The organism is Streptomyces sp. NPDC058239 (genome assembly GCF_042882185.1).
In the GTDB taxonomy this organism is placed as follows: domain Bacteria; phylum Actinomycetota; class Actinomycetes; order Streptomycetales; family Streptomycetaceae; genus Streptomyces.
Map to the genome: position 1 here is coordinate 44,736 of NZ_JBHVWS010000002.1, position 13,856 is coordinate 58,591.

The 13,856-nt window shown below is 68.8% G+C and carries 14 protein-coding genes; all 14 read left to right on the top strand.

The genetic code is table 11. From position 1 onward, the window contains the following. The first annotated feature begins 534 nt into the window (after positions 1-534). The 14 genes from ACFVYE_RS02780 to ACFVYE_RS02845 all read left to right on the top strand — a co-directional run bounded on the left by ACFVYE_RS02780 (position 535) and on the right by ACFVYE_RS02845 (position 13,802). A complete protein-coding gene (locus ACFVYE_RS02780; RefSeq protein ID WP_389604127.1) occupies positions 535-1,509 on the top strand; it encodes an ABC transporter permease in 975 nt (324 codons plus the stop codon). Then, positions 1,506-2,465 carry a carbohydrate ABC transporter permease gene (locus ACFVYE_RS02785; RefSeq protein ID WP_383963096.1) on the top strand — a complete coding sequence of 320 codons (960 nt, stop codon included), beginning with the start codon at positions 1,506-1,508 and terminating at the stop codon, positions 2,463-2,465. Before ACFVYE_RS02780 ends, ACFVYE_RS02785 begins: the two co-directional genes overlap by 4 nt. Before the next feature lie 52 nt (positions 2,466-2,517). Beyond that, positions 2,518-4,158 (top strand): hypothetical protein, encoded by a 1,641-nt coding sequence (locus ACFVYE_RS02790; RefSeq protein ID WP_389603755.1) that lies wholly within the window; start codon positions 2,518-2,520, stop codon positions 4,156-4,158. Positions 4,159-4,220: 62 nt separating this feature from the next. After that, a complete protein-coding gene (locus ACFVYE_RS02795) occupies positions 4,221-5,393 on the top strand; it encodes a Gfo/Idh/MocA family protein (RefSeq protein WP_382906250.1) in 1,173 nt (390 codons plus the stop codon). Between the two features lie 335 nt (positions 5,394-5,728). After that, positions 5,729-6,730: an MBL fold metallo-hydrolase gene (locus ACFVYE_RS02800; RefSeq protein ID WP_383963102.1), complete on the top strand. Its 1,002-nt coding sequence runs from the start codon at positions 5,729-5,731 to the stop codon at positions 6,728-6,730. An 83-nt stretch (positions 6,731-6,813) separates the two neighbouring features. Next, complete coding sequence (locus ACFVYE_RS02805; RefSeq protein ID WP_389603757.1) at positions 6,814-8,190, top strand: ATP-binding protein; 1,377 nt, start codon at positions 6,814-6,816, stop codon at positions 8,188-8,190. Further along, positions 8,187-8,612, top strand: a complete 426-nt coding sequence (locus ACFVYE_RS02810) for a roadblock/LC7 domain-containing protein (protein WP_114247178.1) — start codon at positions 8,187-8,189, stop codon at positions 8,610-8,612. Before ACFVYE_RS02805 ends, ACFVYE_RS02810 begins: the two co-directional genes overlap by 4 nt. Continuing rightward, on the top strand, positions 8,609-8,962 hold the full coding sequence (locus ACFVYE_RS02815; RefSeq protein WP_383963107.1) for a DUF742 domain-containing protein: 354 nt from the start codon (positions 8,609-8,611) through the stop codon (positions 8,960-8,962). Before ACFVYE_RS02810 ends, ACFVYE_RS02815 begins: the two co-directional genes overlap by 4 nt. Further along, the gene (locus ACFVYE_RS02820; protein ID WP_389603760.1) at positions 8,940-9,554 is read left to right on the top strand and encodes an ATP/GTP-binding protein; all 615 of its coding nucleotides are present in this window, start codon (positions 8,940-8,942) and stop codon (positions 9,552-9,554) included. The genes ACFVYE_RS02815 and ACFVYE_RS02820 overlap by 23 nt, the downstream gene beginning before the upstream one ends. Further along, positions 9,551-10,825 carry a cytochrome P450 gene (locus ACFVYE_RS02825; protein WP_389603762.1) on the top strand — a complete coding sequence of 425 codons (1,275 nt, stop codon included), beginning with the start codon at positions 9,551-9,553 and terminating at the stop codon, positions 10,823-10,825. Before ACFVYE_RS02820 ends, ACFVYE_RS02825 begins: the two co-directional genes overlap by 4 nt. A 104-nt stretch (positions 10,826-10,929) precedes the next feature. Then, positions 10,930-11,328 carry a cell division protein SepF gene (locus ACFVYE_RS02830; protein WP_383963114.1) on the top strand — a complete coding sequence of 133 codons (399 nt, stop codon included), beginning with the start codon at positions 10,930-10,932 and terminating at the stop codon, positions 11,326-11,328. A 164-nt stretch (positions 11,329-11,492) separates the two neighbouring features. Next, the gene (locus ACFVYE_RS02835; RefSeq protein WP_383963116.1) at positions 11,493-12,776 is read left to right on the top strand and encodes an ATP-binding protein; all 1,284 of its coding nucleotides are present in this window, start codon (positions 11,493-11,495) and stop codon (positions 12,774-12,776) included. Continuing rightward, on the top strand, positions 12,773-13,141 hold the full coding sequence (locus ACFVYE_RS02840) for a nucleotide pyrophosphohydrolase (RefSeq protein WP_383963119.1): 369 nt from the start codon (positions 12,773-12,775) through the stop codon (positions 13,139-13,141). The genes ACFVYE_RS02835 and ACFVYE_RS02840 overlap by 4 nt, the downstream gene beginning before the upstream one ends. Positions 13,142-13,265: 124 nt before the next feature. Then, on the top strand, positions 13,266-13,802 hold the full coding sequence (locus tag ACFVYE_RS02845; RefSeq protein WP_383963121.1) for a DUF6099 family protein: 537 nt from the start codon (positions 13,266-13,268) through the stop codon (positions 13,800-13,802). Positions 13,803-13,856: the final 54 nt, after the last annotated feature.

The following is a 13,856-nucleotide window of genomic DNA, read 5'->3' on the forward strand; positions in this document are numbered from 1 at the left end:
TCACGTTCCCGGCGGTCTCACCCTTTCTCCCTAAGGGGGGGTCCCCACCCGGGGGGGGGCCACCCGCCGTTTCCGTTTCTGCGTGGCCGGAACAGGGTGCGGCCACGCAGAAGGGCGTATGCGCGGCGTGCTTGAGGATGTCGTCAGAAGCGATCTTGAACGCAAGATCATGCATGATCGGGCATGCGCCACCGCTGCGGGGCTTGCAGACGCGACTCCCTGACGGTCTCTTCGTGCTGCTTCCGTGCCACTTCTGTGCCCTTTTCGGGTCTCCGGCAACACCGAGGGGTGCTCATGGGGTCCACGTAGAAACTTTTTCTGTGTCAATAGATGTTCGTTACCTCTGCGAAATGAACAAGTCTTGCCATCGGGGCGCACAGTCGTGAACTATGTGCCTGTCGCCGCGAAGGAGCGCCGGCCGCATCCACGGTGGTGCGGGCCGCCTCCGTGGATGCGGGACACTCCCTTGCTCCATCAGCCCTGGAGGTGCCTGTGACGATGGCAGATGCGCCGGTCTCGGCCGTGCGGTCGCCTGTGCCGCAGCCCCGTGATCCCGACGACGCGGATCGCTCCGCCGGGAAGAAGCGCAAAGACGTACGAACAAAGCAGCCGCTCCGCCACCGCCTCAAGCGGGACAGGGCACTTCTGCTGTTCTGCCTGCCGGGTGTTCTGTACTTCGCGCTCTTCTTCTACCTGCCGCTCGCAGGCAACGTCATCGCCTTCCAGGACTACCAGCCGTTCCTGGGCTTCAAGCAGAGCCCGTTCGTCGGCCTCGCGAACTTCACCGCGCTGCTCGCCGAACCGGACTTCTGGAGCGCGGTCTCCAACACCCTGCAGATCACCGCGATCCAGCTGCTGCTCTATTTCCCCGCACCGATCGCCCTGGCGCTGCTGCTCAACTCGCTCATCAGCGAGAAGATCAAGCGGTTCATCCAGACCGTCGTGTACCTCCCGCACTTCCTGTCCTGGGTTGTCGTGGTCGCGATGTTCAAGCAGGTGCTCGGCGGTGCGGGTTCGGTCACCACGCTCCTGATGGAGCACGGGGTCAGCATCGGCAACGTGATGACGGACCCCGGCACCTTCAAGCTGCTGATCACCGCCCAGGCCATCTGGAAGGACTGCGGCTGGGGGACGATCATCTTCCTGGCGTCCATCGCCTCGATCGACATGGCCCAGTACGAGTCCGCAGCCATGGACGGAGCCGGCTGGCTCCGCAGGATCTGGCACATCACCCTGCCGGGCATCCGGCCGGTGATCCTCATGCTGCTGATCCTCCGGCTCGGCGACATCCTCTCGGTCGGCTTCGAGCAGATCATTCTGCAGCGTGACGCCGTCGGCCCGGACGCCTCCGAAGTCATGGACACCTACGTCTACTTCCACGGCGTCATCGATGGCGACTGGGGGATGAGCACGGCCGCGGGTCTCATGAAGGGCGTCATCGGTTTCGCCCTCATCCTCGCCGCAAACAAGCTGGCCCACCGCTTCGGTGAGCAGGGAGTGTACCGATGAGTCAGCAGACCCTTGCGTCACGGTTGCGAACCGCCCGGTTCGGCCCCCGTGGCGGCGAGCGCCGCCGCGCCTCGACCGGCCGCCCACCGTGGATGGAGCGCCCGCACTGGTACGGGCAGGGTGCGAAGGCAGCCGCCCTGGTCGTCCTGACAGTGATCGTGCTCTACCCGTTCGTCCTCGCCATCGGCACCAGCCTCGCCGGACGCGAGGAGCTCAACGCCAACGGCGGCTACGTCCTGCTGCCCAAGCACCCGACGCTGGAGGCATACCGGGTCATCCTCTCCGGCGGAGTCGTCACCCAGGCGGCCGTGGTCTCCATCTTCATCACGCTGATCGGCACCGCGTTGAGCCTGGCGTGCACGGTGATGATCGCGTACGGCACCTCGCGGCCGGGCACCGTTCTCGGCAAGCCGATCCTGCTGCTGGTACTGGGCACCTTCCTCTTCGCCCCGGGCATCATCCCCACGTACCTGGCCGTCCAGCAGTTCAAGATGCTCGACACCTACGCCGCGCTGATCCTTCCCGTACTGCTCAACGCGTTCAACATCGTGGTCGTGCGTTCGTTCTTCCAGAGCATTCCCGAGGAGCTGTACGACGCCGCGCGGATCGACGGCGCGGGTGAGGTGACCGTCCTCTTCCGCATCGTCCTCCCGCTCTCCAAGGCGGTCCTCGCCGTGGTCGGCCTCTTCTACGCGGTCGGCTACTGGAACAGCTTCTTCAACGCGGTGCTCTACCTCAACGACTCCAGCAAGTTCCCCATTCAGGTGATCCTGCGCAGCTACGTCCTCAACGGCCAGAGCATCAACGCGCAGGCCATGGGCGTTCACGCGGTGCCGCCCGCGACCTCCTTGCAGATGGCCGTGCTGATCATCGCCATCGTGCCCATCTTCTGTGTCTATCCCTTCCTGCAGAAGTTCTTCGTCAAGGGCGTCCTCACCGGGGCGATCAAGGGCTGATCCGCCCGCCCGGACACCGCCCCACGCACTTCACAAACTTCAAGGAGCATCCATGTCCACCAACTTGTCCAGGCGCGGTTTCATGGGCGCGGCCGGAATCGCCGGCCTGACCGTGGCCGGAATGACGTCCCTGACCGCGTGCGGCAGCGGCGCCACCATCAGCAAGGGCGGAGCCAAGGCGTCCGCCAAGCTGAAGCTCCCGACGTACGTCGCCGCGCAGACCGCCCCCGCGGACCTCGCGGGCAATGCGGCCGGACTGGACGCCACATATCTGCGCTACCCGAAGAAGCTGACCAAGTCCGTGGCCAAGGTGCCCGGCGACGGCAGCCGCATCACGGCCCTCACCGAGACGTTCACCACCCCCGCACCGCCGCAGGCCAAGAACGCCTACTGGCAGGAGCTGAACAAGCGTCTCGGGGCGCAGTTCGACATGACGATCGTCGTCGACCAGGGCGTCGACGCCTACCTCACCAAGTTCAACGCCATGATGGCCAGCGGTGACATCCCCGACCTGGTCTGGTTCCCCCCGAACCAGGGCATCCAGCGGGTGCCCGAGCTGCTGGACGCCAAGTTCCACGACCTCACGCCGCACCTGTCCGGCGACGCGGTCAAGCAGTACCCCAACCTGGCGAACCTGCCGACCACCGCGTGGAAGACCGCCGTGATCAATGGCAAGATCCGCGGCGTCACCGTCGCCTACGGCTCCATGGGCCAGGTCTACGTCGTCAACCAGGACTTCTGGAAGCCGGTCGGCGGCGCCGAGTTCACCAGCGCCGAGGACTTCCTCGCCAAGGGCAAGGAGCTCCTTGACGCCAAGCGCAACAAGTACGTCCTGGAGCCGGCGTACGTGAACCACGTCGGCATGTTCGGCCAGTGGTTCGGCGCCCCCAGCAGCTGGCGGCTGGAGGGTGGCAAGCTCACCCATATGTACGAGACCGATGAGTACCAGGAGGCCCTGGCGTTCGGCGTCAAGGTGGCCAAGGCCGGTCTCTTCTGGCCCGACCCCAACCTCTCCACCACCATGGAGAAGATGGCGCAGGGCTCGCTGGGCGCCTATGTGCAGTCCTTCCCCAGCTTCCTGGTGGACGTCAAGAACTACGACTTCCCGTTCGGCGTCGTCGTGCCGTTCGCCGCCAAGCCCGGCGCGAACCCGCGGTACACCATGGGCTACGGCTCCGTCGGCTACACCGCCATCAGCAAGAAGGCCGACGACAAGCGGGTCAAGATGCTGCTGGGCGTGCTGGACTACCTGGCGGCTCCATTCGGCACCGAGGAGCGGCTCTTCCTCGACAACGGCATCGAGGGCAAGCACTTCACCCGCGCGTCGAACGGTGATGTCGAGCTCACGGCCAAGGGGAACGCCGAGGCAGTCACCACCGCCATGCCGCTGGCCTTCCTGGCCGCCGGGCCCGAGTACATCTACCTGCCGGGCAAGGCAGAACTGGCCGGCAAGATCTACGGCTGGCAGCAGGAACTTCTCAAGATCAGCCAGACGAACCCGGCCAGCGGTCATTTCTCCGACACATACACCCGCAAATATGCATCTCTCACCACGGCCATGAGCGACGTCCAGAAGGACATCGTCGCGGGCCGCAAGCCGATCTCCGCCTACAAGGAGGAGCTGCGCAAGTGGCGCTCCGGCGGCGGCGACAAGATGCGCGCCGAGTACGAGGCATCGCTCGCCGGTAAGTAGCCTCCGTCCGCACCACCAGCACGGACACGCCCGCACCACCAGTACAGACAGAAGGGACCACCGTGTCAGACCTGCGACTCGGCGTCATCGGGCTCGGCCTGCGCCGTTCCATCGCGATGTCCGCCCACCACCCCGGACAGGGTTCGGCGATCACCGCAGTCTGCGACCTCGATCCCGAGGTGCGGCAGCGTGAGGCCGAGCGCTTCGGCACCGATGTCGCGGTCGAGGACTACAAGCTGCTCCTCGGCCGGGACGACCTCGACGCGATCATCATCGCCACGCCGGACGACACCCACGAGACCATCGCCATCGATGCGCTCCGGGCCGGCAAGGCCGTCTTCGTGGAGAAGCCGCTCGGCATCACCGTCGAGAGCTGCGACAACGTCCTGCGTGTCGCTCACGAGACCGGGACCCGGCTGTACGTCGGACACAACATGCGCCACATGGGTGTCGTGCGTCTGATGCGCGACATCATCGCCCGCGGCGACATCGGCGAGCCCAAGGCCGTGTGGGTGCGGCACTTCGTCGGCTACGGCGGTGACTACTACTTCAAGGACTGGCACGCCGACCGGACCCGTACCACCGGCCTGCTGCTCCAGAAGGCCGCCCACGACATCGACGTCCTGCACTGGCTGGCCGGCGGCTACACCCGCCGTGTCAACGCGCTAGGCGACCTCCTCGTCTACGGCGACCTGCCGCGCCGCGAGCCGGACACCCCGCGCCCGGCGAACTGGCTGCGCGAGTTCGACTGGCCGCCGACGGCCCGCAAGGACCTGCACCACATCGTGGACGTCGAGGACGTCTCGGTGATGAACATGCAGCTCGACAACGGCGTCGTGGCCGCCTACCAGCAGTGCCACTTCACCCCGGACTACTGGCGGAACTACACCGTCATCGGCACCGAGGGCCGTCTGGAGAACTTCGGTGACAGCCCCGGTGACGAGGTCAAGGTCTGGAACACCGGCCCCAGTGGATACCGCGGCGACGCCGACATCACCTACCGGGTGCCCGACGCCGGCGGTTCGCACGGCGGCGGGGACACCCGGATCATGGAGGAGTTCTGCCGGTTCGTGCGTGACGGGGGCGTCACCGACACCTCGCCGGTCGCCGCCCGGATGAGCGTTGCCGCCGGTGTGCTCGCGACCCGTTCCCTGCGCGAGGGCGGTGCACCGTACGACGTACCGGCCCTCGACCCGGAGCTGATCGCGTACTTCGAACGTGGTCAGGTTCGCTAGGAACCGGCACGAGGTGTTCCGACGACCTTCGGTGGCAGCGCTTCCGGCGCCGTCACCGAAGGTTTTGGTACAGGTGTTTTCAGCCATGCTCGGTGGGTAGTCGGCTCTTTCCGGTTTGGCGACGGCTCGATGGGTAGCCGCCGCGATGCGTGACACCGTCGGGTGAATTGTGAGCAATTATCCGGAAGATGTCGTAAGAGGGTGCGGGGTGCCGGTCTCGTAGGGTCACCGAGCCTCCGGCGCCAAAGAGCGTGAGCGGCTATTTTGCGCCAATGGGATCTCGTGGTGGCCGAGTTCGAACGCATGGCTGGATCGTGGTCGGCATAATCGCGTCCATGTCGATCACGGGTGGAGACGTCGTTGACCTGGGGCAGGGCCTGTACGCATGGCTCCCGCCGAAACGGGGCTGGGGGCTGGCGAACTGCGGTCTCCTCGTCACGCCCCGTGGCGCGCTCTGGATCGACACCCCGTACGACGCCGTGCTGGCCGGCCAGTTCCTGGCCGAGTCCACGAAGCGGCTGCCCGACGGTGTCTCCATCGACCGGGTGATCGTCACCCACGCGAACGGCGACCACTTCTGGGGAGCGGGCGTACTCCCGGACGCGGAGATCATCGCGACCCGAGAGGCTCGCGAACACATCCATTACGAGCCCACGCCCAAGCAGCAGCACGCGCTCGTCGCCACCGGCGATCCGGCCACCGCGCTCGGGGCCTACCTCGGACGTCACTTCGGCCCCTTCGACTGGTCGCAGACCGAGCCGGTGCAACCGACGACTTACTTCACCGGGGAGCTCGAACTGACCCTGGGGGAGTACCCGGTCCAGCTCTCCGCCCTGCCGTCCGCGCACACCACCGGCGATCTGATGGTCCATCTGCCCGCGCAGCGTGCCGTGTTCAGCGGGGACATCATCTTCTCCTCCACCCCCGCTCGGCCGGGCGATCACCCGGTGCACTGGGCGGGTCCGCTGAGCAATGTGATCGCGGCCTGCGAGCGGGTGCTGGCCACCGGCGCCGAGATCGTCGTCCCGGGGCACGGACCGGTCCTCGACCCCGCCGGGGTGCGCGATCACATCGTGTATCTGGAGTATGTGCGCGAGCGCGCCCACGCCTTTCACACAGCCGGGATTCCCGCCCTTGAGGCAGCCCGCCGGGTCATCGCCGAGGGGCGCTACCCGGAGCTCGGCCTCCCCGAGCGGCTGGTGGTGACCATCGGAAGCGAGTACCGGCAGCTCGACGGCTCCGAACTGCCCGGAGTGCTTCAGGTGATGACCGATGTCGCCGTGGTCGCTCAAGAAGTGGAGCAGGCCCGTGAGTCGGCGGGCCCGGCGCAGAAGTAAGCAGGCCCGGCGGAGAAATGAGCGGAGCTTCCGCCGCCGCTTCGGCCGGAAGACCGATCCGATGACAGAAATGCGGTGACGGCATGGGATGGATCGTGGCGGTGATCGCCGTCGCTGCCGCCGTGGCGGCGGCTGTCCGCGCACAGAACGCGGCGCGCTCGGAGCACCTGGCCCTGGCCCGCGCCGAGCTGGCCGAACGGCAGTCGAAGGCCGCCGATGCCCGGACCGCCGCCCTCACCGACGAGATCCGGCAGCTGGCCCGCAAGCGGATACCGGCCGCGGCGCTCGCCCTCTCCCACCCCACCGCCCAGGTCCCCGGACTGCGGGAGGCGGCCGAGGTCGACGGCGACTCCGCCCGGCTGCTCACCGAGGCCGTACAGGCCGCTCGCACGGCGGTCGTCGAGGAGCGCGGGCGCGTGGACGCGGCCGCCCGGGCGGCGATGCGCGGCACCTCGGCCAAGATCCAGTCCCTGCTCAACCAGTCCCAGCAACTGCTGCACGAGCTCCAGCACGAGTACGACGACCCACGGATCCTGCAGCTGGACTTCCGTAACGAACTGGCCTTGCGGCGCACCCAGTCCACCGCCGTGCTCTGCGACGCCTGGCCGGGGCTCGCCCGCCAGAACTCGCCGCTCGTCGAGATCGTGCTCGGCGCCCAGTCCCGGGTCGCCGGCTATGAGCGGATCAAGGTCGCCAACCATCTGCGTGACGAACGACTCGCGCTCGTCGCCCGCGCCGCCGAACCCCTCGTGATCGCGCTCGCCGAATTGCTGGCCAATGCCACGGCCTACTCGCACCCCGACACCGATGTACAGGTGACCGTCCAGCAGAGCGGCGGCCGTGGTGCGTTCCTGGTCGTGGACGACGCGGGCATCGGCATGGACGACGATGCGCTCGACCGGGCCCGCGCCCTGCTGGCGGGTCCGTCCGAAGTGCTCCTGACCGAGCTGGGCGACCCACCGCAGACCGGTTTCGCCGTCGTCGGCCGGCTCGTCGTGCAGTACGGCTTCAACTGCCACATCGAGGCATCGCCGTTCGGCGGAATGCGTACGATCCTGCGCGTCCCCGCCCATCTGCTCACCGTGATGGAGGACGACCGCAGCCTCTCCGCCCTCGCCCCGAAGCCGATGCAGGCGCACGCCACTTCTTCGGTCTCCGCGCCCGCCGAGCCGGAACCCGCACCGGCGCCGCAAGCCGGCGACGGGCACCCTGCCGAGCTGCCCAGCCGGCGCCGACGTTCACCACGACCGGCTCCGGCCCGGTCCGCATCCGCCGCCCTCACCCGGGACCGGGAACAGGTGTCCCGTACACCCGAGCAGGCCGAGGCTTCCTGGGCGGCACTCCAACAGGGCACCCTCAACGGCAGGAGCGTCGCCGGGCGGTCGTCCGCACCGGCAGCGGACGATCACCACCCGGACGACCACGACGACCAGGACGACCAAGGAGACGACGAGAAGTGAGCGCCCCCACCCCCACCACCGGTGACCTCGCATGGGTGCTGACGCCCCTGCTGGAGCTGCCCGGAGTCCAGCACGCCGTGGTCGCCACCGGCGACGGCCTCGTCGAGGGGGCCTCACCCGGCCTGGACCGGGCGTCCGGCGAGCGGGTCGCCGCCATGACCGCCACGCTGCACGCCGCGGCCCGCGCGTTCACCACGGCCTTCACCGACGTCGAGGCGCCGCGCCTGGCCCAGACGGTTGTCGAGTCCGACCAGGGCTTCGCCATCGTCGTACCGGCCGGGAACAACACCACACTCGCCCTGTTCGCGGAACCCGGAGCCAAACTCGGGGACATCGCCTACCAGATGCAGGTGCAGGTCACCGCCCTCACCCGGGCGATGAACGCGCCCGCCCGCCAACCGGACACCGCCGCCCGGCCATGACCGCCGGCCCCGGACGCCGTCTGATCCCCGCCTATCTGGTCACCGGCGGCCGGACCCGGCCCGCCGGTCCCGCGCTCGACCGGCTCGCCGTGCTCGTACGCACCGACACGGACCTGCCCCCGGACACCGGATCGGAACAGCGCAGGCTGTGCGAGCTGCTCGAACCGGGCGCGCTCACCGTCGTCGAATCCGCGGCCCACCTGGATCTGCCGGTCAGCGCCACCGTCTTCCTGGCCACGGACCTCGCGGCCGCCGGACATCTGCACACCCGACCGCCCATCCCCAGCGCCGGGGAGATCGACCGGTCGCTCGTCGAGAGGCTGCTCGTTGGACTCCGCTCCCTCCACTGACCGGACCGGCATCGGCTATCTGCCGCCTGCCGCCCGGACCCTGATGAAGCTCGTCGTCACGGGGCCCTTCGGCGTGGGCAAAACCACCCTGATCCGTACGCTGTCGGAGATCGCCACACTCCACACCGAAGAGGTGATGACCCAGTCCAGCACCCGGCTCGACGACACCGCAGGCCTGCCGGACAAGACCACGACCACCGTCGCCATCGACTTCGGCCGGCTCACCGTCCTCGACGACCTGGTGCTCTACATGTTCGGCACGCCGGGCCAGCAGCGGTTCCTCCCACTCTGGGAGGACATCGCACGCGGTGCGCTCGGCGCACTCGTCCTGGTCGACACCCGCAGGCTCGCCGACTCCTTCGCGGTCATGGACATGGTCGAGGAGGAGGGACTGCCGTACGCCATCGCCGTCAACCGTTTCCCCGACGCCCCCGTCCACACCGACGAGGTCCTGCGCAAACACCTCGACCTCGCCCCCGAGACCCCGCTGGTCCAGTGCGACGCCCGCGAACGCCGCGGCAGCATCGACGCACTGATCACGCTCGCCGAGCATGTGCTGACCCGAATGCCCCGGCCCGAGGACCCTTCATGACACCGCCCGTACAGCCGCCGCAGCCCCTCGCGCTGTACGGCCCGGACTTCGCCACCGACCCGCAGAGCCACTACCGGCGCCTGCGTGAACACGGCCCCCTGGCCCCCGTCCGGCTCGCGCCCGGCATCGACGCCCTGCTGGTCACGGACTACCAGGCCGCCGTCGACCTGCTGCGCGACACCCACACCTTCACCAAGGACCCGCGCGCCTGGCAGGCCACGGTCCCCGACGACTCGCCGGTCCTGCCCATGCTCGGCTACCGGCCCACCGCGCTCTTCAGCGACGGCGACGTACACGCCCGTTACCGCGACGCCATCAACGACAGCCTCGCCCTGATCGAGCCGCACGTCCTGCGGGCCGAGGTCGCCCGGGTCGCCCAGATGCTCATCGGCGAATTCGCCACCACCGGCAGCGGCGACCTGATCGCCCAGTACGCCCGACGACTTCCGGTGCACGTCTTCGTCACCTGGTTCGGCGTACCGCCGGGCGACAGCGAACGCATCGTCAACGGCATCGCCGGCATGTTCAACTCCGCCGAGGGCGCCGCCGCCGCGTACGCCGACCTCGTCGAGATCGTCACCGATCTGGTCGCCGACCGGCGCGCCCGGCCCCGCCGCGACCTCACTTCGTACCTCCTCGCCCATCCGGCTAATCTGGACGACGACGAGACTGTGCGTCAGATCACTCTGATCATGAGCGCGGGCCACGATCCGACGACCAATCTGATCGGCAACGCGCTGCTGCACATGCTCACCGACGCGCGCTACGCCGGCTCGCTGCACGGCGGCGCGATGACGGCACACGAGGCGATCGACGAGGTCCTCTGGCAGGACCCGCCGCTGGCCAATTTCGCGGCCCACTACCCGCGCCACGACACGGAGTTCCACGGCGTCCGACTGCGCGCCGGACAACTGCTCCTCGTCTCCTACGCGGCCGCCAACACCCAGTCCGTGCCCGACCTTTCGGACCCCGGGGTCCGCTCCGGAGCCAGTGCCCATCTGGCCTGGTCGGCAGGTCCGCACCGGTGCCCGGCGAAGCAGCCGGCACTGCTCATCGCCATGACCGCGATCGAGCAGCTCACCAGTCAGCTGTGCGACGCAGAACTGGACGTTCCGGTCAGCGGACTGAGGTGGCGGCCGGGACCGTTCCACCGTGCTCTGGCGCGGCTTCCGGTACGTTTCACGCCCGTCGACATGACTACGGAAACGGACCGGCACGACGCGGCCGAGGGTGCATCGGACGGGCCGTCAGCGGTGTCGATCAGCCCGTGAACCGTGTCGGTGGTACGCCGAACGGGTGAGGGGCGAGAGAATTGCCCGATGAACAGCGAGCGCAGCGGGCGCGACGCCGACCGAAGCACAGACGGGGTGGTCCGGTGAGCAGGTACGACAGGTACGACGTCACGGACGAGCAGTGGGAGGGGCTTGCCCAGGTCGTACCTCTGCGCGGCCGCGACGAGTGGCCGTCCAGGGTCGATCACCGTACGGTCCCCGACGAGAGAGCGGCAGCCGAACAGCGGCGCCTCGTCGTGCTGCGGGTCCAGGTCTTCGCGGACGCGCGGGAGGTGGCGGAGTACCTGGTCGCACAGATCCCGGTGCTGCTCGATCTGACCAGCGCGGAGACGGATGTGGCCAAGCGCATCCTGGACTTCACCAGTGGGGTGGTCTTCGGTCTGGGCAGCGGAATGCACCGGGTCGACCGGAATGTCTTCCTGCTGTCGCCGCTCGGTATGGAGGTCGAGGGGGTTACGGCGGCAGGCGTACCCGGGTCTTAGGAAGGCTGCCGGGCGGGTGTCGGCAGGGTGGGCGCGGCGGTGGATGTCCTTCGGTCGTGGGAATGCCGTCCGGGGCGGGGTTGCCGCGGCAGGCGTAGCCCGATCGTAGGAAGGTCGTTCAGGCGGAACGGTTCGCCGCTCAACGGTCTGCGTACGGTCCGCCCATGAGTGCACTCCGCCCGGGGACCACCCCGCCACCGTCCGCCCGTACATCCGTGTTCGGTGAAGCTCCCGCAGCTGACGGCATGTCCGCGTTCGGTGATGGCTTCACCGCCACGGATACGTCGGCCCGCCCGGAAGCCGTGTGGCGTTCCGGCGGTTCTGTCCGCTCCGCCGGACCTGTCGTCACCGAACTGCGGTTGTCCGCCTTCGCCTCGCATCGGGGTGCCAATTTTCCCATCGGCCCGGTCACGCTCTTCGCCGGACCCGGCGGCAGCGGCAAGTCGAGTGCCTTGCGGGCGTACGAGGCGCTGGCGCGGCTGGGCGGCGGAGACCCGCTCGACGAGGTCTTCCCGGATCCGGCGGGGTACGTGCCGGAAGGCGCCGTGGCCGATGCGCAGGGCCGCCGCGGATTTCGGATCGGCTGCACGACGGACGGTCCGGCAGGACCGGTACGGCTCGACGTGGCGGTCCAGGCGGAGCCCACCCTCCGTATCGTCGGGGAACGGCTCACCGGCGGTGGCGAGACCCTGCTCACCACCGCATTGCGTGACCCGGGGCGCTCGACGGTCCAGGCGGCCTGGCACACCGCGGGCGTGGTCCAGGTGACGCGTGCGCCGCTGCCGGACGACCGCCTCGGAACGGCCCTGCTGCCGCTGCGGGTGGCGGGCAGGACCGAGGGGCAGTTACAGGTCCTTGCCGCCGCCGAACAGATGGTCGTGGCCCTGCGGTCGGTCTTCGCCTGTGAGCCGCAGCCGCCGCGGATGCGTGCGCCCGTACCGGCGGGCGACGGCCGGCTGCGCCGCGGCTGCGACAACCTCGCGGCGGTGCTGGAGCGCACGCGCACGCAGTGCACCCAACGCCACGCCCGGCTGGTCGCGGCGACTCGTGCAGGATGCGCGGGGCCGGTGACCGCACTCGGTGTCGAGCGGCTCGCGGACGGGTTGTTGCGCGCGACCGTCGGGCGCGGCGGGAGGCATGCGACGCCGGTCGGCCGGCTCGGCGACGGTGAGCTGAGGTATCTCGCGCTCGCTCTGGTGCTGGTCACCGGCTCCGGGGCGCTGGCGGTGGACGCCGCGGGAGAGGTGCCGTCGGCCATGCAGACCCTCACCGTGCTGGCCGACGGATTCGACCGGGACCTGGACGGACGGCAGTTGCGCGGACTGCTGGATCTGGCGGTGTCGATCGGGGCGGCCGGGCACCTCAGGCTGGTGGGGACGGTCACGGAGTGGGGTGCGGTGCGAGCCCGGGAGACGGCCGGGGTGACGGTGGTAGACCTGAAGCCGTGACAGAACTTGATGTACGTGCCCTGCAGCAACGGCTCGCCGCGTTCGCGGCTGCACGGGACTGGGAGCAGTACCACACCCCGAAGAACCTGGCGACGGCGCTGAGCGTCGAGGCGTCCGAACTGGTCGAAATCTTCCAGTGGTTGACGCCGGAGCAGTCGGCGCGGGTGATGGAGGCACCCGAGACGGCGCACCGGGTGGCGGACGAGGTCGCGGATGTTCTTGCTTATCTGCTGCAGTTCTGCGAGGTGTTGGGGATCGACGCACTGACGGCGCTGGCGGAGAAGATCGACCGGAATGAGACCCGATTCCCGGCACCGGAGAGCCCGGACACCCCTGAGTCCCCAGATCGTCACTCTTCGGAGTGATCAACTTATTCACAGTCGACTTCGTGTCCACAGATTTCCGAATTCCCCTAGCTTTTCGGTACCGACGCCCTCACTGTGGGTAATGGATGGGTTGAGCGGCTTTTCGTACGGACGGGGGTAACGCATGGAAGCGGAGCGGCTTGTGGGAGTCAGCCGGCGTGCTCTGGCACAGAGCCGCTGCACGCCGGACATCATTGCCGAGGCATGGCAGGCCCAGGCGCTCGCTCAGGCGATCGGCAGCAGGCTGGCGGCGGACGGGCCCAAGGAGCTACGGGGAGAGGCGCGCGGGCTCAGCGAGATCGGCGGAAGGAGCGGCGGGGCGCTGGACCACCCGGCGGCGCGGGCCGGAGTGGCGCGGGCCGCGCAGCTCTCCGAGCTCGCCGAACCGCGGGCGACGCTGACGGGGCTGGGCACACTACTCGGAGAGGTGGGGATGGCCCTGGTCGGGGTGGCCTGCGAGACCGACGAGCAGGGGCTCTACTGGCAGTGCATGGAGGCGATCGACGCGGCCGACGAGTCCATGGACCGGGTGCACGGAATGCTCCGGCGTCTCGACGAGCAGGACCGGGAGCGGCAGCAGGATCTGGAGCGAGGCCGGGAGCGGGACGGCCCTTACGGTGCGATCCGCGGACCGGCGGGCTCGGCGGCGGGCCAGCTGTGACCACGCAGGATTCAGAGAGTGATGAGGGACGGGACGGTGTACGGGAGGGCCGTG

Excerpts from the sequence above, each read along its gene's own strand:
- ACFVYE_RS02785 (WP_383963096.1), top strand. The coding sequence starts at position 1,506 with ATGAGTCAGCAGACCCTTGCGTCACGGTTGCGAACCGCCCGGTTCGGC.
- ACFVYE_RS02835 (WP_383963116.1), top strand. The coding sequence starts at position 11,493 with ATGAGTGCACTCCGCCCGGGGACCACCCCGCCACCGTCCGCCCGTACA.
- ACFVYE_RS02815 (WP_383963107.1), top strand. The coding sequence starts at position 8,609 with ATGACCGCCGGCCCCGGACGCCGTCTGATCCCCGCCTATCTGGTCACC.
- ACFVYE_RS02845 (WP_383963121.1), top strand. The coding sequence starts at position 13,266 with ATGGAAGCGGAGCGGCTTGTGGGAGTCAGCCGGCGTGCTCTGGCACAG.
- ACFVYE_RS02790 (WP_389603755.1), top strand. The coding sequence starts at position 2,518 with ATGTCCACCAACTTGTCCAGGCGCGGTTTCATGGGCGCGGCCGGAATC.
- ACFVYE_RS02825 (WP_389603762.1), top strand. The coding sequence starts at position 9,551 with ATGACACCGCCCGTACAGCCGCCGCAGCCCCTCGCGCTGTACGGCCCG.
- ACFVYE_RS02805 (WP_389603757.1), top strand. The coding sequence starts at position 6,814 with ATGGGATGGATCGTGGCGGTGATCGCCGTCGCTGCCGCCGTGGCGGCG.
- ACFVYE_RS02800 (WP_383963102.1), top strand. The coding sequence starts at position 5,729 with ATGTCGATCACGGGTGGAGACGTCGTTGACCTGGGGCAGGGCCTGTAC.